Below are 23,072 nucleotides of genomic sequence, written 5' to 3'. Positions count from 1 at the left end.
TTACAGCAGGCCCAGGTAGGTGTCGTATTCGAACCGGTCGATCTGCGCCAGGAACGCGGCGCGGTCCTGCTGCTTGCACGCCAGGAAGATATCGCGGAAGCGCGCGCCGAACATGCCCTCGGCCCGCGCCGAAGCGGCAAAGGCAGCTTGTGCCACGCCCCATTCCACCGGCAGCGGCGCGCCTGCGCCGGGGTGAAGCGGGTCTTGCGCGGGCGGCGGCATCACGCCTTCCTCGATCCCTTGCAGCATCGCGCCCAGCATCGCCGCCATGGCCACGTGCGGGTTCACGTCCGCCCCGGAAATGCGATGCTCGATCCGCGTCGCCTTGGCATCGCCCACGATCACCCGCACCGCGGCCGATCGGTCGTCGATGCCCCAACTGGCCGAAACCGGCGCATGGGCATCGGGGCGGAAACGGCGGAACGAATTGTAGTTGGGTGCGAAGGCCAGCATCGTTTCGGGCATCGCCGCCAAAAGCCCGGCCACGGCGTGCAGCAGCATATCGGCCGGGCCACCTTCGGGCCGGGCCAGCACGTTCTTGCCGGCGGCATCGTTGAGGCTGGCGTGGATATGCATCCCGCTGCCCGAACATTCGCCATAGGGCTTGGCCATGAACGTGGCGCCCAGGCCGTGGTGGGCGGCCAGCGCGCGCACGATCCGCTTCATAAGCACGGTATCGTCGGCCGCCGCCAGTGCATCGGCGCGGTGCAGCAGGTTCAGCTCATACTGGCCCGGCCCCGCCTCGCTGATCACGGCATCAGCCGGAATGCCCATGGCGTGGGCCAGGGCCATGATCTCGTCGAACAGCGCGGCATGGGCGGAAAGCGCGGTGGTCGAAAGCGTGTCGTTGCGGCGCAGGTTGCCATCGGGCGGCACCGGCACGCCGCCTTCCAGGCGATAGAGATAGAATTCCAGCTCCGTCGCCACCACCGGGGTCAACCCGCGCGCGGCATAGCGGGCCAGCAGCGCGGTCAGCATGCCGCGCGGATCGGCCACCACCGGGCCGCCGTCCTTGTCCACCATGCCCAGGAACACTTGCGCGCTGTCCTCGCCCAGCCAAGGCGCCTTGCTCCAACGCCCCGGCACCGGCCAGCACAGCCCGTCCGGATCGCCCGTGCCGAACGCCAGGCCCGCGCCGGCCACATCGCAACCCCAGGCATCGAGCGCAAAGACCGACAGCGGCATCGGCAGGCCCTTGGCCGCCAGGGCCAACGCCTTGTCGCGCACCAGCCATTTGCCCTTGGGCGCGCCGTTCACGTCGGTGAGGAAAGCCTCCACCCGCGTGACTTCAGGATGAGCGGCGAGCCAGTCGGCAAAGGAGGATACGGTTTCTTGCGTCATGGTGTGATCACATATGAAAACCCGGCCTGCCTGTCCAGCCCGGATCGCACCGCCCGATCTGGCTTTTCCGGCCGATCCGGTCATTTTCCTGCCACGAAAGCCCCGACTCGATGGGCCGAGCCACCTTGCGCGGCGCGTCACAATCACTATTAGTGATCACACATTGCAAAAGCCGGATCGATCATAGCCATGACCAGTGCGCCCCCCATCCTGCCCACTCGCCTGCCGGCCCACCACGTGATCGGCGGCGCCAGCGTGCCGGCCGCATCGGGCGCCACGCTCGACACCGTCAACCCCGGCACCGGCCAGGTGATCGGCACACTGCCCGCCGGCGATGCCCAGGATGTGGACCGCGCCGTCGCCGCCGCCCGGGCCCGCTTCGAAAGCGGCCAGTGGCGCGACATGAAGCCGGCCCAGCGCAAGAAGCTGATGCTCACCCTGGCCGACAAGCTGGAAGCAGCGGCGGAAGAATTCGCGGTGCTCGAAACCATCGATTCGGGCAAGCCGATCGGCGACACCCGCGGCGTCGACGTGCCCCTGGCGCTGGGCACCTTGCGCTTCTATGCCGAAGCGGTGGACAAGATCCATGGCGAGGTCGGCCCCACCGGGCCCGACAAGTTCTCCTATGCCGTGCACGATCCGCTCGGCGTAATCGGCGCGATCGTGCCGTGGAACTTCCCGCTGCTGATGGCCATGTGGAAAATCGCCCCAGCCATCGCCATGGGCAATTCGATGGTGGTCAAGCCTTCGGAACTGTCCTCGCTCACCGCGCTACGCTTTGCCGAACTGGCGCTGGAAGCCGGCATTCCCGACGGCGTGCTCAATGTCGTCACCGGCACGGGCCAGGATGCCGGCGCGGCCCTCGCACTGCACAACGACGTGGACATGATCACCTTCACCGGCTCGGGGCCGGTGGGCCGCCAGTTGATGCGCTATTCGGCCGACAGCAACTTGAAGCGCGTGAGCCTGGAACTGGGCGGCAAGAGCCCGCACATCGTCTTTGCCGATTGCCCCGATCTCGATCGCGCGGCCCAGGCCGCCGCCTGGGGCATCTTCTACAATGCCGGCCAGGTCTGCACCGCTGGCTCGCGCCTCCTGGTGCAGCGCTCGATCCACGCCGAATTCGTGGAGAAAGTGCTGGCCGTGGCCAAGACCATCCGCCCCGGCGATCCGCTCGATCCGGCCACGCAACTGGGCGCGGTGATCAGCGAAAGGCAGCTGGAAGGCGTGCTCACCCGCATTGCCCGCGCGCAGCAGGAAGGCGCCACGCTGCGCCTGGGCGGGGGCCGCGCGCGCAGCGAAAGCGGCGGCTTCTACCTTGATCCCACGGTGTTCGACGCGGTCAGCAACGCCAGCAGCCTGGCGCAGGAAGAAGTGTTCGGCCCCGTCCTGGCGGTGGTCCCGTTCGACACGCCCGAACAGGCGCTGGCGCTGGCCAACGACACGCCATACGGCCTTGCTTCGGGCCTGTGGACCGGCTCGATCGACATTGCCCACGCCTTTGCCCGGCGCCTGCGGGCGGGCCTGGTCTGGGTCAACGGGTGGGACGCGTGCGACATCACGATGCCCTTTGGCGGGTTCAAGCAATCCGGCTTTGGCCGTGACCGCAGCCTCCATGCGCTTTACAAGTATGCCGACATGAAATCGGTCACCATCTCCACCCCTGCCCTGTCATCGCTGGGCGTGCTGCCGGCATGACCCGCCCACTGCTCGGCGTGTCGTGCTGCCTGCGCCCGGGCGGGGCAGAGCCGGTGCACGGCGTGATCGACCGCTATCTGCGCGCGCCCGCCGCCCATGCCGATGCCGACGTGGTGCTGGTTCCGGCGCTGCCCGGCCTTACCGATTGGGCCGCGCTGGCCAGCCGGCTCGATGGGCTGCTGCTCACGGGCAGCCCCTCCAACATGGAGCCTTGGCGCTATGGCGCCAGCAGCGGGGACGGCCCGTTCGATCCCGCACGCGATACCACCACGCTGGCGCTGGGCGATGCCATGCTGCGCGCGGGCAAGCCGGTGTTCGGCATCTGCCGGGGGTTTCAGGAATTGAACGTGGCCTTTGGCGGCACGTTGCAAACCCTGCCCGCCGATGGCCCGGTTGCTCACCACGCGCCCGACGGGGTGAGCCTGGAAGCGATGTTTGCCGCCACGCATCCCGTCAGCCTCACGCCCGGCGGCATTCTCGCGTCCGCGCTGGGCGATACGATCACCGTCAACACCGTTCACTACCAGGGCGTGGCCACGCTCGGCCAAGGCCTCACCGTCGAAGCGATCGCGCCCGATGGGCTGGTAGAGGCATTTTCGGCGCAAGTGGGCAAGGCCCAGGTGCTCGCCGTGCAGTGGCACCCGGAATGGGATGCCGATACCAACCCGGCTTCGGCCTGGTTCTTCAACCGGCTGGGGCAAGTGCTGCGCGGTGGTTGACGAGGCCCCTGGCGCAGGGGCAGATTGGCCCTGTGGCACAGGAATGATTTGCGATTGACCGCGCCCGTGCTGGCGCATAAGTGTGATCGCAGATAACGGGAAAAACCCCGCAACGATATAAACAAGACGTCACGCAGGCAGGCATGTCCACACCACCGCTTCGGGCGCCGATCAGGCGGCGCCAGAGGCAACCTTTGGTCTTGCGCCGATGATTTTGGGGAAATTGCCACCGATGAGGATCTTGCCGCGATGAACAGCGCATCAAACAGCAGCAAGGGCGCGTTCCTGGCCGTGCTGAGCGCGCCGGCTGCCTGGATCACGCTGTTCTTCGTGGTGCCGCTCAGCGTGATCTGGGCCTACAGCTTTGGCCGCACCCTGGGGCTCACCGAAGTGGCCGTGACCGGCACGCTCGACAACTATGTGCGGGTGTTCGATCCGGTCTACCTGATGATCTTTGCCAAATCGCTGGTCTTTGCCGGGGTGACCACGGCGGTGTGCCTGGTGATCGGCTTTCCCTATGCCCTGGCGATGACCTTTGCCACCGACCGCGGCAAGATCCTGCTGCTGCTCGGCATCATGCTGCCGTTCTGGACCAACCTGCTGGTGCGCACGTATGCGCTCATGGCGGTGATGCGCACCGAGGGCTATATCAACGATGCCTTCGGCCTCGTCGGTCTTGGCCCGTTCGAGATGCTGCACACCAATTTCGCGGTGATCGTGGGCCTGGTCTATGTCCACCTGCCCTTCATCATCCTGCCACTCTATTCCACGCTTGATCGCATGGACCGCTCGCTGATCGAGGCCAGCCTCGACCTGGGCGCCGGGCACATTGCTACGATCTTCAAGGTGATCGTGCCGATCGCCAAGCCGGGCATCCTCTCGGCGATCATGCTCACGTTCATTCCCGCGCTCGGCTCCTACCTTACCCCAGACCTTTTGGGCGGGCCCGACAGCCAGATGATCGCCAGCGTGATCGAGCGACAGTTCAAGCGCGCGAATGACTGGCCGTTTGGCGCCGCGCTCTCGTTCATGCTGATGTATCTCACGCTTCTGGCGATGGCCGTGCGCGCGATCCAGGATCGCCGCGCCACCCGCGCCCAACGCCACGGAGACGCCTGATGGCAAAACCGCTCGACGCAAAGCCCGGCCCGCTCGAATACGCCCGCCGCTGGCCGCTGCGCCTGTGGGTGGGCGCGGTCATCCTGTTCCTCTATGTGCCGCTGGCCAGCCTGGTGGTGTTCAGCTTCAACGACAGCCGCCGCACCATCCGCTGGGAGGGCTTCACCCTCGATTGGTACGGCACGATGTGGAACGATGCCGCGCTAATCGATGCCTTCACCAATTCGCTGACCATCGCGTTCATCTCGATGCTGTTCAGCGTGGTGCTCGGCGCGCTCACCGCCATTGCGCTGTGGCGCTTCCGCTTTCCCGGCAAGGGCCTGTTCGATGGCGCGGTGACGCTGCCGATCGTGGTGCCCGAAATCTGCATGGGCGTGGCGATGCTGGTGTTCTTCGGCCAGATCGTGCCCTGGCCGCGCGACCTGGTCTGGCCGTTTGACCTGGGCGCGATCATCATCGCGCATATCACCTTCAGCTTCCCCTTCGTCGCCGTCGTCGTCCGCGCGCGCCTGGCCAGCTTCAACCGCGAGATGGAGGAAGCCGCGCGCGACCTTGGCGCCAGCGAGTTGCGCGCGCTGTGGGACGTGCTGCTGCCCCACGTGCGCCCGGCGCTGATCTCGGGCGGATTGCTCGCCTTCACGCTCAGCCTCGACGATTTCGTGATCACGTTCTTCACGTCGGGGCCCAACACGGTGACGTTCCCGGTCAAGATCTATTCGATGGTGCGCTTCTCGGTCACGCCAGAGGTCAACGCCGCTTCCACCGTGCTGATGCTCATCACCATTGCGCTGACCGCCATCGGCATGAAGCTCCAGGGCCGCGACCTGGCGCAGGGCCACTGATTTCACACAGGAATTCCCCATGACCCAGCCTCTCATCCAATTCGAGAACGTGACCAAGCGGTTCGGCTCGTTCATCGCGGTGGACGATGTCAGCCTCGACATTCATCGCGGCGAATTCTTCTCGCTGCTTGGCCCCTCGGGCTGCGGCAAGACCACCTTGCTGCGCATGCTGGCGGGCCTTGAAACGCCCACCGAAGGGCGCATCCTGATCGACGGCGTGGACATGAGCACCACCCCGCCCAACCGGCGCCCGGTCAACATGGTGTTCCAGTCCTATGCCGTGTTCCCGCACCTGACCGTTGCCGAAAACGTCGCCTATGGCCTCAAGATCGACCGCGTCGCCAAGGACGAGCGCGAAGCCCGCGTGGCTGACGCCCTGCGCCTGGTGAAGCTGGATGAATTCGGCCATCGCAAGCCCGATCAGCTTTCTGGCGGCCAGCGCCAGCGCGTGGCCCTGGCCCGCGCCCTGGTGAAGAAGCCCAAGGTCTTGCTGCTCGACGAGCCGCTCTCGGCACTCGATGCCAAGCTGCGCGATGCCATGCGCGCCGAACTCGCGCAGATCCAGCACGATGTCGGCGTCACCTTCGTGATGGTCACCCACGACCAGGACGAGGCGCTGGCCATGGCCAGCCGCTGCGCGCTGATGAACCGCGGCCGGTTGCAGCAGGTGGCCGCGCCGGGCGATCTCTATGAATATCCGGCCAACCGCTTCGTTGCGGACTTCATCGGCACGATCAACATGTTCGAAGGCCGCCTGAGCGTGGACGAACCCGACCATGCCGCCGTCACCGCGCCCGATCTGGCCGTGCCGATCTATGTCAGCCACGGCGTGACCGGCGCACCCGATACCCCGGTGTGGGCCGGCATCCGCCCCGAGAAGATCGTGATGACGCCCACCAGCGAAGGCCGCCCAGCCGGGCCCGACGCCCTTCCGGATGCCAACGTGGTCGAGGGCACGATCGTCCGCTCGGCCTATCTGGGCAGCGAGACGCTCTATGACGTGGAAACCGCCAGCGGCGCCACGTTCAAGGTGGCCCGCGCCAATGGCGAACGCACCCTGGCGCCCAGCCTGCCCGTGGGCGAGCCGGTGTGGCTGAGCTGGACTCCCACTGCGCCGGTGGTGCTGCTGGGTTAGGCCCCCGGGCCAGCGACAGGCTGGCGAAGGGGCCGGTCCTGCATTATCGTCGCGGCCAGACACGGGAGAGACATCGATGAAACGCCTGCTGCTGCCCACTTTGCTGCTGCTTGCCCCCGCCGCCCACGCCCAGGAAGCCGTGGTGGCCGCGCCCGATCCCGAAAGCCTGTTCACCAGCCCCGATCCGGTGCTCCACCGCAACAAGCAGGCCGCGCTGCATATCGTGAAAGACCTGCTGGAATGCGGTGAATGGAACAAGGCCGATCTGTTCCTGACGCCCGCCTATCACCAGCACAACCCGATGGTGCCGTCGGGCCGCGACACCGTCGTGCATTTCTTTACCCAGGTGCTCAAGGTAAAGCCAAAGGTCTGCCCCGCCCACATGGCCACGCCGGTCGTCTCGGTCACCGCGGAGGGTGACCGCGTGGTGGTCAGCTTCGTGAGGACCCAGAAGGACCCCAAGGACCCGGCCAAGACCTATACCACCACCTGGTTCGACATGTGGCGCTTTGTCGATGGCAAGGCCGACGAGCATTGGGACGGCGCGACGCTGGGCGATCCCGGCCCCTGACTCCACGTGAGCAGCCCCTCCTCGTCGTAAGGATGGTTGGGAGTGGTGGAAACCTCAAGCAATCTCCCCCCGAAACGGTGCATTCCATACACCACCCTGACAACCAAACCCCCAGCCCGCTCGCTTGTCGCCCCTCCGGGCATGGGGTAGAACGACGGCAATGTTAACGCCTCGATCCATCGAGCGGGCAGGACCAACCGGCGAGGATGTGCGGGCCTATCCGCCTTCCTATTACGCCGCCACGATCTCCGCGCCTTTTGACGGCCGCGTGCTGGATCGGGATGTGCAGGCCGATGCCTGCATCATTGGCGGGGGCTACACAGGTCTGGGTGCCGCATTGCGGCTGGCGGAAGCCGGGCGATCGGTCGTCCTGCTGGAAAGCGGGCCTCTGGGCTGGGGCGCATCGGGCCGCAACGGCGGCCAGGTGCACCTGGGCTGGAACCAGGACCAGCACTGGCTGGCGGGCCACCTGGGCGAGGATGGGGCCAGGGCGATGTGGTCCATGGCCCGCGCCGCGCGCGACGACCTCGATCGCCTCATCGCCCACGATCCCGACGCTTGCGATTTCCGTCCCGGCTTGATCCATGCCGATCACAAGCCCGGCCTGGTGCGCGAAACGCACGATCAGGTGCGCTTCATGCGCGAGGCCTATGGCCACGCCGCGCTCACCCCGCTCGGCCAGGACGACATCCGCGCGCTGGTGGCGAGCGAGGCCTATTTCGGCGGCAGCCTCGATCTGGCTGGTGGCCATCTCAACCCGCTCAAGCTGGCCCTGGCCATGGCCCGCGCGGCCCAGGCCGCGGGTGCGGTGATCCATCCGCACAGCCGCTGCACCGGCATCGCTCGCGAAGGGGAAGGCTGGCGCATCGCCACGCCGGGCGGCACGGTGCGCGCGGCCCGCGTGCTGGTGGCCACCGGCGGCTATGCCCAGGGGCTGGTGCCCAAGGTCGACGCGCATGTGCTGCCGATCAACAATTTCATCGCCACCACGGCCCCGCTGCCGCCCGCGCGTGCCGCCGCGCTGATCGGCGGCGGGCATGCGGTGTCGGATTCGCGCTTCGTGGTCTATTACTTCCGCCTCACCCCCGATCGCCGCTTGCTGTTCGGTGGGGGAGAGCGCTATTCCTATCGCCTGCCGGCCGACATGGCCGCGTTCGTGCGGCCGCACATGCTGCGCGTGCTTCCACAACTGGCCGATGTGCCGATCGACCACGCCTGGGGCGGAACGCTTTCCATCACCCCGCATCGCCTGCCCTATGCCGCGCAGGTGGCACCGGGGCTGTGGTCGCTCAGTGGATTTTCCGGGCTGGGCGTGGTGCTCGCGCCGTGGCTGGGGTCGGAAATCGGCGCGGCCATGGCCGGGTATCCCTCTCCGGCGCTGGACCTGGTGCAGCGGCTGCCCACGCCGCGCTTTCCTGGGGGCACGTGGCTGCGCTGGCCGACGATGGCCGCTGCCATGACTTTCTTTGCCTTACGCGACCGCCTTTGACCCCATTCTCTTCACACGAGTGATCCCATGCCAGAATCGCCCATGTCTTCAGCCTTTGCCGAATGGATCCGCGAAAAACGCATCAGCGAGGTGGAATGCCTCGTCCCCGATATCAACGGCGTGGTGCGCGGCAAGGTCTGGCCGGCCGACAAGTTCATCGCCTCGGTCGGCAACATGAGCCTACGCCTGCCTTCTTCGGTCTTTTCCGTCACCATCACCGGGGACTATGCCGATACCGACGAGGATGATTTCCTTTATCGCGATCCCGATGTGACCCTGCTGCCCGATATCCATTCGATCTGCGTGGCGCCAGGCTTTCGCACCCCCACCGCCTTCGTCGTGGCCGATGCCCTGCACCGCGATGGCCGCCCGTTCGAAGTGGCGCCGCGCCACGTGCTCAAACGCATGCTGGCCAAATATGCCGACATGGGCTGGCAGATGGTGGTGGCCCCGGAACTGGAATTCTACCTGACCGAGGTCAATTCCGATCCCGACCTGCCGATCCAGCCGCCGCGCGGGCGTTCGGGCCGCGCGGAAAGCTCGCCCCAGCCCTATGGCCTGGAATCGGTAACCGAATACGAAGACATCATCGAGGAAATCTACGACAATTCGGAAATCGCCTCGCTGCAACTCGATACGATGATCCACGAAGGCGGTACCGCGCAGCTCGAAATCAACTTCAACCACGGCGATCCCGTGGCGCTGTGCGACCAGGTGGTGATCTTCAAGCGCATCGTGCGCCAGGTGGCCTTGAAGCACGGCGTCTATGCCACCTTCATGGCCAAGCCGATGGAAAGCCAGCCGGGCAGCGCGATGCACCTGCACATCTCGGCGGTGGACCAGGACGGCGCCAACCTCTTCGGTACGCAAGCAGGGCTGACGCAGGAATTCCGCTGGTTCGTGGGCGGGCTGCAACGCTACCTTCCGCAAGTGGTCCCGCTGTTCGCGCCCAACGTCAATTCCTTCCGCCGCATCCGCCCCGCCCACAGCGCGCCGATCAATGTACAATGGGGGCTGGACAACCGCAGCTGCGGCTTGCGCATTCCGGTCAGTTCGCCCAACAACACGCGCATCGAAAACCGCCTGCCCGGTGCCGATGCCAATCCCTATATCGCCATCGCCGCCACGCTGGCCTGCGGGTATATCGGCCTGCAGGAAAAGATCGAACCACTGCCGCTGATGGCCCGCAACGCCTATGACGAGGAACGCACCCTGCCGCGCAACCTCGATGCCGCGCTCAAGCAGATGATCGATTGCCAGCCGGTGATCGACTTGCTGGGCGAGCAGTTCATCAAGGCGTTCTACGAAATCAAGCTCAACGAACTGGCCGCTTATGACGAGGTGATCTCCTCGTGGGAACGCGATCACCTCTTGCTCAAGGCCTGATCTGCGGCCATCCCCGCCCGCGGATTGCACTTGCCTTCAGGAATTGAACGAAGATGGCCCATTCCCGCCGCATGTTCCTGCGCCAGGCTGGCCTTGCCGGCATTGGCCTGTCCTTCACCGGGGCGCTCGCCGCCTGTTCGCGCGGGAAGCCCTCGCGCGCGCTCAATCTCTATACCTGGGATACCTATATCGGGAAGAACACCGTCGCCGATTTCACCAAGGCGGCGGGCGCGGGCGTCAACATCAGCCTGTTTGCCAACAATGACGAGCTGTTTGCCAAGCTGCGCAGCGGCAACCAGGGCTATGACGTGATCGTGCCGTCCAACGATTTCGTCGAACGCATGACCGCGGCCAATATGCTGGCCCCGCTCGATCACGCGAAAATTCCGAATCTCAAGAACATCGCGCCCCAGTTCACCAATCCGCCGTTCGATCCCGGCCGGCGCTTTTCGGTGCCCTATACCTGGATCGTCACCGGCATCGGCTATCGCAAATCCAAAGTCGATGGCGTGCCCGACAGCTGGAAGTGGGTGCTCGATTCCGATCGCTACAAGGGCCGCATCGCGCTGCTGGCCGAAGCGAGCGAGCTGTTCGAGATCGGCGCCAAATACCTGGGCCACCCGGCCAACACCAACGATCCTGCCGTGATTGCCCAGGTCAAGGCCATGCTCTTGAAGCAAAAGCCCAATATCGCCGCGTTCCATGACGATAACGGGCAGGACCTGCTGCTGGGCGGAGACGTGGACCTGGTGATCGAATACAACGGCGATATCGCCCAAGTGATGCGCGATGATCCCGACCTGTCTTTCGTGGTCCCGCGCGAAGGCGGCATCATCGCCAGCGACAGCCTGTGCATCCCGCACAACGCGCCCAATCCCGATCTGGCCTATGCCTTCATCGATTTCGTCCTGGGCGCGCAGGCCGGGGCCGACATTGCCCGCACCATCCGCTATCCCACGCCCAACCAGGCGGCGCTGGCGCTGATGCCCGATGACTATCGCAACAGCCCGGTGATCTTCCCGCCGGCCGAAGCGTTGGCGCGATGCGAATACTCGCGCTATCGCGGGCAAGAGATCAACAGCCGCTATGAGCAGGCGATGACCCAGGTGCGCGCGGGTTGAGGGCAGAGCGCAAAACCCGGTCGGCAGAATCCCGCCACGAGCCACGTTTGTTGCAAAGTTTTCCCCTGCACGACCAATTCCGGCGTTGCATTCCCGCCCGCTTGCCGCCACTCAGCGTGGGTTAAGCCGGGTCACTGCACGCCGGATCGACGCAATATTTCGCATGCTGCCAAGTTTTGCATGCTGCATGCCTGACAGGAAGTTCGGATCGCCATGAAGTCCATCAACCGGCTGCCACTTTATCGGATGCGCCATCTGGCTGGCCGGGCCACGCTGGCACTGGGCCTGGTCGCCACGGCAGCCCTGCCGGTGGCCGGCAGCGTCGCGCAAGCTCAGGCCGGTGGGGCCCAGGCCGGTGACACCCGCACCCAGGGCGGCGCGCCCGATGCTTCGGGCCAGCTCAACATTCCGGCCAACGTGCAGATCTTCGGCAAGAGCGATCCCAACGTGCGCCGCGCCACCGCGATCGTGAATGGCGAAATCCTCACCGGAACCGATATCGACCAGCGCCTCGCGCTGATCGTCAATGCCAACGGCGGCAAGGTTTCGGCCGAGGAACAGGAACGCCTGCGCCTGCAAGTGCTGCGCAACCTGATCGACGAGACGCTGCAGATCCAGGAAGCCAAGTCGGCCGGGGTCGACGTGGACGACGACGAGGTCAACCAGACCTACGAGCGCGTTGCCCAGCAGAACTTCGGCCAGAACCCGGCCGCACTCGACAAGTATCTCGTGTCGATCGGCTCTTCGCCCGCCTCGCTCAAGCGGCAGATCCGCGGCGAGCTGTCGTGGCAGCGCCTGCTGCGTCGCAACGTCCAGCCGTTCATCAACGTGTCCGACGGCGAAGTGAAGGAAATGATGGATCGCCTCAAGGCTGCCAAGGGCACCGAGGAATACCGCATCGGCGAAATCTATCTCTCCGCCAACGACACCAACCGTGCCCAGGTCATGGCCAACGCCAACCAGATCGTGGAACAGTTGAAGAAGGGCGGCAGCTTCGTCGCCTATGCCCGCCAGTATTCCGAAGCCTCCACGGCGGCGGTGGGCGGTGACCTGGGCTGGATTCGCCTGGGCCAGTTGCCGCAGGATCTTTCGACCGTGGCCGCTTCGATGCAGCCCGGCCAGCTCGCCGGGCCGGTCGAGATTCCCGGCGGCTATTCGATCCTCTACCTGATCGACAAGCGCCAGGTGCTGACCGCAGACCCGCGCGACGCGGTGCTCAGCCTCAAGCAGATCTCGCTCACCTTCCCCAAGGGCACCACGGAAAAGGATGCCGCCGCCAAGGCCGCCACCTTTGCCAGCACGGTCAAGGGCATCCATGGCTGCGGCCAGGCCGATGCTGCGGCCGCCAGCATCGGCGCCTCGGTCGTCACCAACGACCAGGTCAAGGCGCGCGACCTGCCCGCCGCGCTGCAGGATTCGATGCTCAAGCTGTCGATCGGTGAAGTCACCCCGCCGTTCGGTTCGATCGAAGACGGCGTGCGCGTGCTGATGCTGTGCGGCCGCGACGATCCCAAGGTGGCCGACGGCCCGAGCTTTGAAGAAATGCAGTCGCAGATGGAAGACGACCGCGTGAACAAGCGCGCGCAAACCTACCTGCGCGACCTGCGCCGCGATGCGGTGATCGAGTATAACTGATTTGTTGGAGCAAGGCCTCCACCACCCCCCACACCCTCCGCTTTAGAGACGGGGGTTGGGGGTGGTGAGAAGCAAAACCCAGCCCGGCCCAAAAAATCCAAAACCCACCCGAACCCGCAACATCACCCACTACCCCCCACCCGCAAAGCCCGATAACGCAAAGCCCATGAACCCCATTGCCATTTCACAGGGTGATCCCGCCGGCATCGGCCCCGAATTGATCGCGGCCTCGTGGATCCTGCGCGGCATGGCCAAGCTGGAGCCTTTCGTGGCCGTGGGCAGCCGCCGCGTGATCGATGAAGCGGCGCGGCATCGCGGGCTTGATGTGCCGGTGCGCCCGGTGGGCAGCCTGGAAGAAGCGGTCGCCACGTTCGATCGCGCCCTGCCCGTGCTCGATCTGGGCGACGCGGAATACACCCCCGGCCAGCCGACCAACCAGGGCGCGCTGCTCGCGCTCCATTCGCTCGACGCTGCGACGCAATTGACCATTGCGGGTGAAACTTCGGCCCTGGTCACCGCGCCGGTGTCCAAGAGCCGGCTCGCCAGCGTGGGCTTCAACCATCCGGGGCAAACCGAATTCGTTGGCCAGGCCAGCGGCGTGGCCGATGAAGATGCGGTGATGATGCTCGCCGGCCCCTCGCTCAAGGTGGTGCCGATCACCGTCCATGTGCCGCTCCATGCCGTGCCGGGCCTGATCACCGCCGAACTGATCACCCGGCGCAGCGCGATCGCCGCGCGGGCGCTGGTGCGCGATTTCGGCATTGCCGATCCGCGCCTGGCCGTGGCCGGCCTCAACCCCCACGCCGGCGAGGATGGCCGCATGGGGCACGAGGACCAGAGCTACATCGCGCCCGCCGTCGCCGCGCTCCAGGCCGCCGGGATTGCCGCGCGCGGCCCGCTGCCGGCCGATACGATGTTCCACGCCCAGGCGCGCAGCACCTATGACGTGGCCATCTGCATGTATCACGATCAGGCGCTGATCCCGTTGAAAGTGCTCGATTTCGATGATGGCGTGAATGTCACGCTGGGCCTGCCGATCATCCGCACTTCGCCCGATCACGGCACTGCCTTCGGCATTGCCGGCACGCGCCAGGCCCGCCCCGGCGCGATGATCGCGGCCATTCGCCTGGCCGGCGAATGCGCGGTGCGGCGCGCCACCGCTTTGGCATGAGCAGCCTGCCCGATCTTCCCCCCTTGCGCGATGTGGTCAACCGGCACGGGTTGCTCGCGTCCAAGGCACTGGGCCAGAACTTCCTGTTCGATGAACAGCTGCTGGCGCGCATCGCGGCCATTCCGGGCAAGCTCAAGGGCGCCAACGTGCTGGAGGTGGGCCCCGGCCCCGGCGGGCTGACCCGCGCCCTGCTGCGCGCTGGCGCGAACGTCACCGCGATCGAGATGGACAAGCGCTGCCTGCCGGCGCTGGCCGAACTGGCAGAGGCCTTTCCCGGCCAGCTCCGCGTGATCGAGGGGGACGCCACCAAGATCGATCCTGCAACCTTGTTCGACGGCCCCTGGCACGTAGTCGCCAACTTGCCCTACAACGTTGGCACCGCGCTGTTCACCGGCTGGCTTTCGGGCCAGGACTGGCCGCCGGCCTGGCTTTCGCTCACGCTCATGTTCCAGCTGGAAGTGGCCGAACGCATCGTCGCGGCCACCGGCAGCGATGCCATCGGCCGGCTGGCGATCCTTTCGCAATGGCGCGCATCCGCCCGCATTGCCATGAAAGTGCACCGCAGCGCGTTCACCCCGCCGCCCAAGGTGATGTCGGCCGTGGTCCACGTGACGCCTGCCGCCATGCCCGAAGGGGTTTCCGCACGCATGCTGGAACGCGTGACCGAGGCTGCCTTTGGCCAGCGGCGCAAGATGCTGCGCCAGTCGCTGAAAGGACTGCCCGGCGCGCTCGACGCGCTCGACACGCTGGGCATCGATCCCGCCCGCCGCGCCGAAACGCTGAGCGTGGGTGATTTCGTGGCGATCGCCGGGTTACTATCCAAGAAATAGAACGAAGCCGTTCAATTGGGGCCAAGCCCCCTACCCCTTCTGCTTGCGGAACAGCACCCGGTCTTCCGGGCCAAAGCCGCGGCGCCAGATGACGAAGCCATAGACACCCAGGATACCCGGCACGCCCAGCGCCAGTTCGGCCCATTCGGGCAAGAACCGCGCCAGCAGGCCCACGCCCAGCGCGGGCAGCGCGGCCCAGACCAGCGCCCAGCGCCAGTTGCTGATCTTCTGTTTCAGGATCGAGCCGAGCAGCCGCGACTTGAGCAGGGACGCGAGGCCCAGCGACACGACCAGCGCCAGCGCCGCGCCCATCGCCTCGACCATGCCGCCACCGCCCAGTTCGCGCGCGGCCAGGATGAAGGCCACGGTCAGCCCGGCCTGCAGCGCGATCGTGCCCAGGCTGATCCACCAGTTGCGCAGCCGCGCCACATAGATCAGCGCCGCTTCGCTCACCACCGCAGGCGCGGCCACCACTTCGGCCGCCAGCAACAGCGCCAGGGCGCCGGTGCCCGCCACGAAATTGGGGCCGAACAGGCCCATCACGCCCTTGCCCGGCAGGCCCAGCGCCAGGGCGATGCCGGCCTGCGCGGCGGTGATCCAGAAACCCACCTGGCACACCTGGCGGGCAATCGCGCCGAAATTGTTTTCGCGCAGGTTGCGGGTGATCACCGGGCCCAGGATCGGTTCGAAGCTGGTTTTCAGCTTTTGCGGCAGCGTCGCCACCTGCTGCGCCACGTAATAGATGCCCACTGCCTCGGCCGGGGCGAAAGTGCCCAGGATGAACAGGTCAAGCTTGCGCGTGCCCCATTCCACCGCATCGGCGCCGGCCAGCGGCAAGTTGCGATTGGCCAAGCGCAGCAGGTCGCGCAGGCGCGGCTCCCACTGGCGCGGCAGGCCATAGCTTTTGAGCAGCGGCACGAACGCAGTGACCATCGCGGCCAGCATCGCCAGGGCATAGGCCAGGATCAGCCCGCTATCGCGCAGCGGCGCCCACCACATACCCGCGAGCCACAGGCCGCCAGCGCCAAGCGACTGCGTCCACGGTTCCACCACCGCGCGTGCGCGCACCGTGGCACCCACATCAAAGCGATAGGCCAGCGCCGCCAACGCGACATCGCCCAGCGCGCGCGGCAGGATCGCCAGCGGCAGCAGGCGGTCCACGCGCGTATAGTCCCCGCTGGGGAACATCAGCACCGGCACCAGCCACAAGAGCAGCGCGCAAAGCGCCGATACCAGGGCCGACAGCAGCAGGGCATCGGCCACGATGCAGGCGCCGGGCCGGTCTTCCTTGGCCAGTTGCTGCGCCAGCCCGCGCTTCTGCCCCAGGGTGGCCAGCTGCGCGGCCAGTTCCACCACCAGCGTGGCCGAAGCATAGCGCCCCAGCGTGGCCGCGCCGTAAAGCCGGCCGGCGATGAACAGGAACGGCACGCTGGCCGCAAGGCGCAGCACGAAACCGAAAAAGTTGGTGCGCCCGCCCTTGGCCAGCGCGGCAATATCGGCCTGTTCGGCCTGCGCATCCACCCGATCGGCGGGAAGGCCTGCGGAAAGAGTGGGTTCAGCCAAGCGGGCGTTCCGCACGCAAGGGGCGGGCCAGCAGGCTGGCGACAACGTCGCGGGCCGGGGCCTGCCCTTGAACCAGGGTAACGACCGCATCGACCAGCGGCATGGCAATTCCCTTCTGCCGGGCAAGATCGGCCAGCACGGGCGCGGTATACGCCCCTTCGGCCACGCTGCTGCGGCCTGACAACGCCTGAGACGCGGTTTGGCCTTCCCCCAGCGCCTTGCCCAGCGAAAAATTCCGGCTCGACGGCGAAGAGCAGGTCAGCACCAGGTCTCCCAGCCCGGAAAGGCCCGAGAGCGTCTCCCCCTGCGCGCCCATCGCCAGGCCAAAGCGCTGCATTTCGGCAAAGCCGCGGCTGATCAGCGCGGCGCGCGCATTCTGCCCCAGGCCGAGCCCATCGACCACGCCGCAGGCAATCGCCAGCACGTTCTTGACCGCGCCGCCGATCTCCGCGCCGATCACATCGGCCGAATAATAGGGCCGGAACGTGGGCCGCGCCACGGCCGGGGCCAGGCGCTGCCACTGCGCGTCCCCGCCCGAACAGGCGAGCGTGACGGCCGTGGGCAGGCCGGCGGCAACTTCGTGGGCGAAGGTCGGGCCAGAAAGCACCGCCACGCGCGCACGCGGCGCGGCGTCTTGCGCCACTTGCGCCATCAACCGCCCGGTGCCTGCCTCGATCCCCTTGGCGCACAGCACCAGATCGCCGGCATAATCGGGCAGACCGGCCATCACGCTGCCCAGGAACTGCGCCGGGGTGACCAGCAGCAGCACGGGCAAGTGGGCCAGCGCGGCGAGGTCGCTGGTGGCGGCGATCTGTGGCGCCAGCGCGGCGCCGGGCAGATAGGTGGGATTGCGGGCCTCGCGGTTGATCGTTTCGGCCAGCGCCGCCTCGCGCGCCCACAGGACCACGCGCCGCCCGTCGCTTGCCACCATCTGGGCCAGCGCGGTGCCCCAGGCGCCCGCGCCGATCACGCCGACCCCCGGCGCCCCCACATCAGCCACGCTCATGCCTTCACTCCCGCACCGCGCACGGGCGCAGCACCATCGTCGAGCGGCCAGCGCGGCCGGGCCGGCAGGTCGAGCGGATCGGCCTGGCCGGTGGCAAAGCGTTCGGCGCCGGCCCAGCCGATCATCGCGGCATTGTCAGTGCACAGCTTTACCGGCGGCGCCACCAGCGGCAGGCCGGCTTCCCCGGCCAGCGTTTCCAGCGCCCCGCGCAGCGCGGCGTTGGCAGCCACGCCCCCGGCCACGACCAGCGCGGTCATGCCTGGCGAACACTGCGCCAGCGCGCCGCGTGTGCGGTCGATCACGCAGTCGATCGCCGCCTGCTGGAACGAGGCGGCCAGGTCTGCCGCGCAATACTGGCCCGAATCGCGCGCGCGCAGCACCGCGCTTTTAAGGCCGGCGAACGAGAAATGCGGCTCTCCACTGCCGACCAGCGGGCGTGGCAGCGGCACCGCGCGCGGGTTGCCCTCGCGCGCCAGGCGCTCCACCGCCGGGCCGCCGGGATAGCCCAGCCCCAGCACTTTGGCGGTCTTGTCGAACGCTTCGCCCAGCGCATCGTCGATCGTGGTGGCCAGGCGGCGATACTGGCCAAGCCCCATGACTTCCAGGATCTGGCAATGCCCGCCCGATACCAGCAGCAGGCAATAGGGATAGGCAAGGCCGGGATCGGCCAGGCGCGGGGAAAGCGCGTGGCCTTCCAGGTGGTTGATCCCGATCAGCGGCTTGCCGCTGGCCATGGCGAGCGCCTTGCCGGTAACCAGGCCGACCATCACCCCGCCGATCAGGCCGGGGCCGGCGGTGGCGGCAATGGCGTCCATGTCATCGAGCGTGAGGCCGGCATCGGTCAGCGTGGCGGCCACCATCGGGGCGATCACATCGGCATGGGCGCGGGCGGCGATTTCGGGTACGACACCGCCATAGGGCCGGTGCGCTTCGTCCTGCGATGCGATACGCTGCGCCACGATACGGGTGGCAAGCGTCGTCGCGCTGCCGTCGATAACGGCAACGGCGGTTTCGTCACACGAGGATTCGATGCCAAGGATCAGGGCCATGCGGAGCTTCCCCTTAGAGATAATCCCGTTTACGGCAAGCCACGCATGAACAACCCGTCGCACAACCCACCGCAGACGCTCGACCGGCCGTTGCGTCTTGGCACCCGCCGCTCCCCCCTGGCCATGGCCCAGGCCGAGGAAACCCGCGCGCGCCTGTGTGCCGCCCACGGCTGGCCGGAAGACGCGGTGGAACTGTGCCCGCAAGTGGCCAGTGGCGATCGTATCCAGGACCGCCCCCTGGCCGAGATCGGCGGCAAGGCGCTGTGGACCAAGGAGCTGGACGCGGCCCTGCTGCATGGCGAGATCGACTTTGCCGTGCATTCGATGAAGGACGTGGAAACCGTCCGTCCCGAGGCGATCATCATTGCCGCCGTGCTGCCGCGCGCCGACGTGCGCGATGTGCTGGTGGGTGCGGCCAGCGTGGCCGCGATCGCGCAAGGCGCGCGGGTGGGCACCAGCGCGCCGCGCCGCGCCGCGCAGATGCTGCACGCGCGGCCCGACGTGGAAATCGTTTCGTTTCGCGGCAACGTGGCCACGCGCCTGGCCAAGTTGCAGGCGGGCGAGGCCGATGTCACGCTGCTGGCCGCCGCTGGGCTGCAACGCCTGGGCGAAACCGGGGTGGGCCATGTCCTGCCGGCAGAGGAATGGCTGCCGGCCCCGGCGCAAGGGGCGATCGGTATCGAATGCCTGGCCGCGCGCCAGGATGTGCGCGCGCTGCTTGGCGCCATCGACCACGCCCCCACCCACGCGGCGATCCGTGCCGAGCGCGCCTTGCTGGCGGGCCTGGGCGGCACGTGCCACAGCCCTATTGCCGTGCTGACCACCACCGCGGGCGATGATCTGGTGCTGCGCGCCGCGCTGTTCAGCCCCGACGGCGCCCTGCGTGTGGAAGACACCGCGCGCTTTGCCGCCGATGATGCCCAGGCGCCGCTTGCCCTGGCACAGCGCCTGCTGGCCCAGGCCCCCGAAGGCATTGCCGCGTTTTTCCACGGTGATGATTCCCCGGCACATTGATGCGCCCGCTGCTGGTCTTGCGGCCCGAGCCGGGCAACGCGGCAAGCGTTGCCGCCGCGCGTGCCATGGGATTGACCGTGCTGGGCACCCCCCTGTTTGCGATAGACGCCGTGCCGTGGACGGTGCCAGATCCCGCGGCCTTTGCCGGCATTCTGGCGGGCAGCGCCAACCTGTTCCGCCTGGCCGGGCCGGGCTTGGCGCGGCTTGCCCGGCTGCCCGTTCTGGCGGTGGGCGCGGAAACGGCACAGGCAGCGCAAGATGCCGGCTTTGCCGTGGCGCAAGTGGGCGAAGGGGGCCTGGCCGAAGTGGCGCGAAACCTGGCGCCGGGGCGCTATCTACGCCTGTCGGGCGCCGATCCCGCGCCGCTGGTGCCCCCGCCGGGCGTGGCGGTGGAAACGATCACGGTCTATGCCGCGCGGCCCCTGCCGCTCGATCCGGCGGCGCAAGCGCTGCTGCAGGGGCCCTGCGTGGTGGCGCTGCATTCGGGCGAAGCGGCGCGCCATTTTGCCGCAGAATGCGCACGCTTGGGCCTCGCACGTGGCAACGTGGCGCTGGCGTGCCTGGCCCCACGAATCGGGCCCATGGCTGGCCCTGGATGGCAAGCGGTTGAAATATCTGCCAAGCGCCGCGATCAACCATTGCTGGCGCTGGCCCGGCAAATGTGCCAGAACCTGTGACTTCGGGGCCACGAACAAGCGAAAAAGATTGATGCAGGACACGCCATACGGACAAGCAATTCCGCCCGGTAACCGAAGCGGTGGCCGCCGTGGCGGTGGTCGGCTTGCGGTGGGGCTGGCCCTGATCGTCATTCTGGCGCTGGCTGGCGGCGGGGCCTGGCTGGCCGCTCGCCAAGGCTGGCTGCGGCTTGACCTGGGCCCGATGGCCAGCGCGAGCGGCGACGTGCCTGCCGCCGTGGCCTCTGAAGCGGTGGTGGCCGCCGCCAGCAGCGCGGCCAGCGATGCCGTCCTGGCCAGCACATCGGCCAAGGTTTCCGCGCTGGAGCAGCGCCTGGCCGAATTGAACCAGCAAGCCAGCGCCGCCGCAGGCCAGGCCACGCGGGCCGAGGCGCTGCTGGTGGCCTTTGCCACCCGCCGCGCGATCGAGCGCGGGCAGCCGCTGGGCATTCTGGAAAACCAGCTGCGCGTGCGCTTTGGCGACAGCCAGCCCGGCGCGGTGGACCGGGTGATTGCCGCCTCTGCCCATCCGATCACGCTGGGCAGCCTGTCGGAAGAACTCGCCGCGATCGAGCCGCAATTGATGGGCAAGGCGCCGCAGGGCAACACCTGGGACTGGCTTTCGGGCCAGATCGCCGGCTTGTTCGTGATCCGCCACGACGAAGGCCCCAACGCCACCCCCGAAGCACGCGCCGATCATGCCCGCCTGGCGCTGGCCGGTGGCCGGGTGGATGCCGCGATCAGCGACGTGGAACGCATGCCGGGCAAGGATGCCGCCACCGAATGGCTGGCCCACGCCCGCGACTGGGTGGCCGCGCAGCACGCCCTGGACCAGTTGGAAACCGCCGCGATGGTGCTGCCCGCGCCGCAGCCGCTGTCACCCCAACCTGCACCCCAATCTGCACCGCAGCCGCAGGCATCGCCGACACCGCAGACCGATACGGCGGCCGCGCCCGGCCCGGTTGCCGCGCTGGCCCCGCCCGCCGTGCGGTGATCCCTTCCCCCAGCGGGGGAAGGATCAGATATCGAGTGCAGCCGTCAGATCGCCCGGCGGGGGGCCGCCGGCGGCCAGTATCGCCTTGTCGCGTTCCACCAGGCCGGGCAGCGTCTTGAGGCCAAAGCGGCGGACCAGGAACCGCGCGATCGAGCCGGTATCGTAGATCGTGTGATCGACATGGCCGCGCTTGGCATGGGGGGAGACGATCAGCGCGGGAATGCGCGTGCCCGGCCCCCAGCGATCGCCCTTGGGCGGGGCGACATGGTCCCACCAGCCGCCGTTTTCATCGAAGGTGATCACCACCAGCATCTTGCCCCATTGCGGCGAGCGGCGCAGCGCGTCGATCACCCCGGCGATATGGCGATCGCCGGCATCCACATCGGAATAGCCGGCGTGCATGTTGAGATTGCCCTGCGGCTTGTAGAACGTGACCGGCGGCAGCTTTCCCGCCGCGGCATCGGCCAGGAACAGGTTGGTGCGCGCGGTTTCGCCCAGCCCGCCATCGCGCAAGTGGTGTTCGCGCGCGGCCGTGCCGGGGGCGAGATTGGCGAAGTAGTTGAGCGGCTGGTGATGCGGCTGGAAATTGGGCCGCGAGGGGAACGCCGCGCTGTTGGCGCGCCCGGCCATCGCCTCGGCCCAGCCACCGGCATACCAGGCCCAATCCACGCCCGCTTCGTTCAGCCGGTCGCCGATATGGGCATGGGTCTGGGGCGGCAGGGTCTGCGCCGTGACCAGCGCCATGCCCGGCTTTTCGGGATCGGCCTGGTAGGTGGGCAGATAGGGCGGCAGCATGGTGTTGACCGCGCGGTGATCGGGCGTGATCGAATCCGCCACGAAGCGCACTGGCCCGTCCATCGCGCTGGCCGGGGTGCCGGCCTTGAGCAGCGGGCGCGGCGGATCGCTATAGGCCGGGTCCAGCTTGACCACACGATCCTTGGCAACGCTCTTGTCTGCATCGGGATAATAGGGTGGCGTAGCGGCCACCAGGTATTGGTGGTTGAGGAACGAGCCGCCGAACGCGCCCATGAAGAAGTTGTCGCACAGCGTGAATTCGCGCGCCACTTGCCACAGCCGCAGATTGGCGCGCACATCGCCATAGTGGCCCATGACCAGCGCGCCGCTATCGCCCCAGGCGACAAAGCCATCGTTGCGCCCGCCGTTGATCTGCCACTGGTTGTTGTAGAAGCTGTGGATCAGGTCGCGCGTCACCACGCCGTGGGGCAGCGGATCGCCTTCGGGCGTCTTGAGCGCAAAGGGCGCGTTGGGCAGGCCGGTGATGGCATCCTCGCCGATCTGGAATTCGGCGTGCTCGACCACCTGCTTGTCGGGCACCATGCCTTCCCAGATCTTGGGCAGGGTTTCCAGCATGCGGCCATCGCGGTCCTTTTGCCGGGCACGCTCTGGCGGCACGGCGGAAAGCGGCTGCGCCAGGCCCGGAAAATCGGGGAAGAGATTGTTGAAGCTGCGGTTTTCCGCATAGATCACCACGACCGTGTCGATCTTGGCCCGCAAGGCCGCATCGGCCTTGGCCCGGCTGCGCGGCGCGGCGGCTTGCGCCTCTACCCCGGCAGCAGCACCGGTGATGGCAAGTCCGGCCAGCAGGCTGCGGCGGTCTAGGGCGGGGCCATTGGGCTTGTCGGTCATGTTGGGCGCGCTTTTTCCGTGGGGGAAGGAATCGGGCGTTGGAATAGGGACTTACGCGGTGTCTGTCC

At 67.4% G+C, this 23,072-nt stretch carries 20 protein-coding genes; 15 read left to right on the top strand and 5 right to left on the bottom strand.

Going from position 1 to position 23,072, the window contains the following annotated elements; genetic code table 11:
• On the bottom strand, positions 1 to 1,341 hold the full coding sequence (locus FHT19_RS01590; RefSeq protein ID WP_168554074.1) for a glutamine synthetase family protein: 1,341 nt from the start codon (positions 1,339 to 1,341) through the stop codon (positions 1 to 3).
• Positions 1,342 to 1,530: 189 nt separating this feature from the next.
• On the opposite strand from FHT19_RS01590, the gene FHT19_RS01585 reads away from it, so the two are divergent.
• The 12 genes from FHT19_RS01585 (at position 1,531) to rsmA (ending at position 15,057) form a co-directional block, all read left to right on the top strand.
• Complete coding sequence (locus FHT19_RS01585) at positions 1,531 to 3,039, top strand: aldehyde dehydrogenase (RefSeq protein WP_168554073.1); 1,509 nt, start codon at positions 1,531 to 1,533, stop codon at positions 3,037 to 3,039.
• Positions 3,036 to 3,758: a gamma-glutamyl-gamma-aminobutyrate hydrolase family protein gene (locus FHT19_RS01580; RefSeq protein WP_169473565.1), complete on the top strand. Its 723-nt coding sequence runs from the start codon at positions 3,036 to 3,038 to the stop codon at positions 3,756 to 3,758. Before FHT19_RS01585 ends, FHT19_RS01580 begins: the two co-directional genes overlap by 4 nt.
• Before the next feature lie 249 nt (positions 3,759 to 4,007).
• Positions 4,008 to 4,877 carry an ABC transporter permease gene (locus tag FHT19_RS01575; RefSeq protein WP_169473563.1) on the top strand — a complete coding sequence of 290 codons (870 nt, stop codon included), beginning with the start codon at positions 4,008 to 4,010 and terminating at the stop codon, positions 4,875 to 4,877.
• Entirely contained in the window at positions 4,877 to 5,719 is an 843-nt protein-coding gene (locus FHT19_RS01570) for an ABC transporter permease (protein WP_168554070.1), read from the top strand. The genes FHT19_RS01575 and FHT19_RS01570 overlap by 1 nt, the downstream gene beginning before the upstream one ends.
• Positions 5,720 to 5,738: 19 nt before the next feature.
• A complete protein-coding gene (locus FHT19_RS01565) occupies positions 5,739 to 6,854 on the top strand; it encodes an ABC transporter ATP-binding protein (protein WP_168554069.1) in 1,116 nt (371 codons plus the stop codon).
• A gap of 76 nt (positions 6,855 to 6,930) precedes the next feature.
• Positions 6,931 to 7,425, top strand: a complete 495-nt coding sequence (locus FHT19_RS01560; RefSeq protein WP_168554068.1) for a nuclear transport factor 2 family protein — start codon at positions 6,931 to 6,933, stop codon at positions 7,423 to 7,425.
• A 160-nt stretch (positions 7,426 to 7,585) separates the two neighbouring features.
• Positions 7,586 to 8,914: an FAD-binding oxidoreductase gene (locus tag FHT19_RS01555; RefSeq protein WP_169473561.1), complete on the top strand. Its 1,329-nt coding sequence runs from the start codon at positions 7,586 to 7,588 to the stop codon at positions 8,912 to 8,914.
• A 27-nt stretch (positions 8,915 to 8,941) separates the two neighbouring features.
• On the top strand, positions 8,942 to 10,300 hold the full coding sequence (locus tag FHT19_RS01550; protein WP_248290225.1) for a glutamine synthetase family protein: 1,359 nt from the start codon (positions 8,942 to 8,944) through the stop codon (positions 10,298 to 10,300).
• A gap of 53 nt (positions 10,301 to 10,353) precedes the next feature.
• On the top strand, positions 10,354 to 11,421 hold the full coding sequence (locus tag FHT19_RS01545) for a spermidine/putrescine ABC transporter substrate-binding protein (RefSeq protein ID WP_169473559.1): 1,068 nt from the start codon (positions 10,354 to 10,356) through the stop codon (positions 11,419 to 11,421).
• A gap of 213 nt (positions 11,422 to 11,634) precedes the next feature.
• The gene (locus tag FHT19_RS01540; RefSeq protein ID WP_168554065.1) at positions 11,635 to 13,056 is read left to right on the top strand and encodes a peptidylprolyl isomerase; all 1,422 of its coding nucleotides are present in this window, start codon (positions 11,635 to 11,637) and stop codon (positions 13,054 to 13,056) included.
• Positions 13,057 to 13,222: 166 nt separating this feature from the next.
• A complete protein-coding gene (pdxA, locus tag FHT19_RS01535) occupies positions 13,223 to 14,227 on the top strand; it encodes a 4-hydroxythreonine-4-phosphate dehydrogenase PdxA (RefSeq protein ID WP_169473557.1) in 1,005 nt (334 codons plus the stop codon).
• A 5-nt stretch (positions 14,228 to 14,232) separates the two neighbouring features.
• Positions 14,233 to 15,057: a 16S rRNA (adenine(1518)-N(6)/adenine(1519)-N(6))-dimethyltransferase RsmA gene (gene rsmA, locus FHT19_RS01530; RefSeq protein WP_169474871.1), complete on the top strand. Its 825-nt coding sequence runs from the start codon at positions 14,233 to 14,235 to the stop codon at positions 15,055 to 15,057.
• Between the two features lie 30 nt (positions 15,058 to 15,087).
• On the opposite strand, the gene FHT19_RS01525 is transcribed toward rsmA, so the two are convergent.
• From FHT19_RS01525 to tsaD, 3 genes are read right to left on the bottom strand one after another with little or no spacing between them, the layout of a single operon-like run.
• On the bottom strand, positions 15,088 to 16,578 hold the full coding sequence (locus FHT19_RS01525; protein ID WP_248290375.1) for an oligosaccharide flippase family protein: 1,491 nt from the start codon (positions 16,576 to 16,578) through the stop codon (positions 15,088 to 15,090).
• 34 nt (positions 16,579 to 16,612) lie between these two features.
• Positions 16,613 to 17,626, bottom strand: a complete 1,014-nt coding sequence (locus FHT19_RS01520) for an NAD(P)H-dependent glycerol-3-phosphate dehydrogenase (RefSeq protein ID WP_169473553.1) — start codon at positions 17,624 to 17,626, stop codon at positions 16,613 to 16,615.
• Positions 17,623 to 18,675 (bottom strand): tRNA (adenosine(37)-N6)-threonylcarbamoyltransferase complex transferase subunit TsaD, encoded by a 1,053-nt coding sequence (gene tsaD, locus FHT19_RS01515; RefSeq protein WP_169473551.1) that lies wholly within the window; start codon positions 18,673 to 18,675, stop codon positions 17,623 to 17,625. Before tsaD ends, FHT19_RS01520 begins: the two co-directional genes overlap by 4 nt.
• A gap of 45 nt (positions 18,676 to 18,720) precedes the next feature.
• Here tsaD and hemC point away from each other — a divergent pair, with 45 nt between their 5' ends.
• The 3 genes from hemC to FHT19_RS01500 all read left to right on the top strand — a co-directional run bounded on the left by hemC (position 18,721) and on the right by FHT19_RS01500 (position 21,357).
• Positions 18,721 to 19,689, top strand: coding sequence for a hydroxymethylbilane synthase (gene hemC / locus FHT19_RS01510; RefSeq protein WP_169473549.1), 969 nt, complete (start codon positions 18,721 to 18,723; stop codon positions 19,687 to 19,689).
• Positions 19,689 to 20,366, top strand: a complete 678-nt coding sequence (locus FHT19_RS01505) for a uroporphyrinogen-III synthase (RefSeq protein WP_169473547.1) — start codon at positions 19,689 to 19,691, stop codon at positions 20,364 to 20,366. Before hemC ends, FHT19_RS01505 begins: the two co-directional genes overlap by 1 nt.
• A 109-nt stretch (positions 20,367 to 20,475) precedes the next feature.
• Positions 20,476 to 21,357 carry a hypothetical protein gene (locus FHT19_RS01500; protein WP_248290224.1) on the top strand — a complete coding sequence of 294 codons (882 nt, stop codon included), beginning with the start codon at positions 20,476 to 20,478 and terminating at the stop codon, positions 21,355 to 21,357.
• A gap of 24 nt (positions 21,358 to 21,381) precedes the next feature.
• Here FHT19_RS01500 and acpA read toward each other — a convergent pair whose 3' ends face one another.
• On the bottom strand, positions 21,382 to 23,004 hold the full coding sequence (gene acpA, locus FHT19_RS01495) for an acid phosphatase (RefSeq protein ID WP_169473545.1): 1,623 nt from the start codon (positions 23,002 to 23,004) through the stop codon (positions 21,382 to 21,384).
• Between the last annotated feature and the right edge of the window lie 68 nt (positions 23,005 to 23,072).

It is taken from the genome of Novosphingobium sp. SG919 (genome assembly GCF_012932495.1).
In the GTDB taxonomy this organism is placed as follows: domain Bacteria; phylum Pseudomonadota; class Alphaproteobacteria; order Sphingomonadales; family Sphingomonadaceae; genus Novosphingobium; species Novosphingobium rhizosphaerae.
Note: the sequence above shows the minus strand (reverse complement) of the source record. Positions and strands in the feature narration are given on the sequence as shown.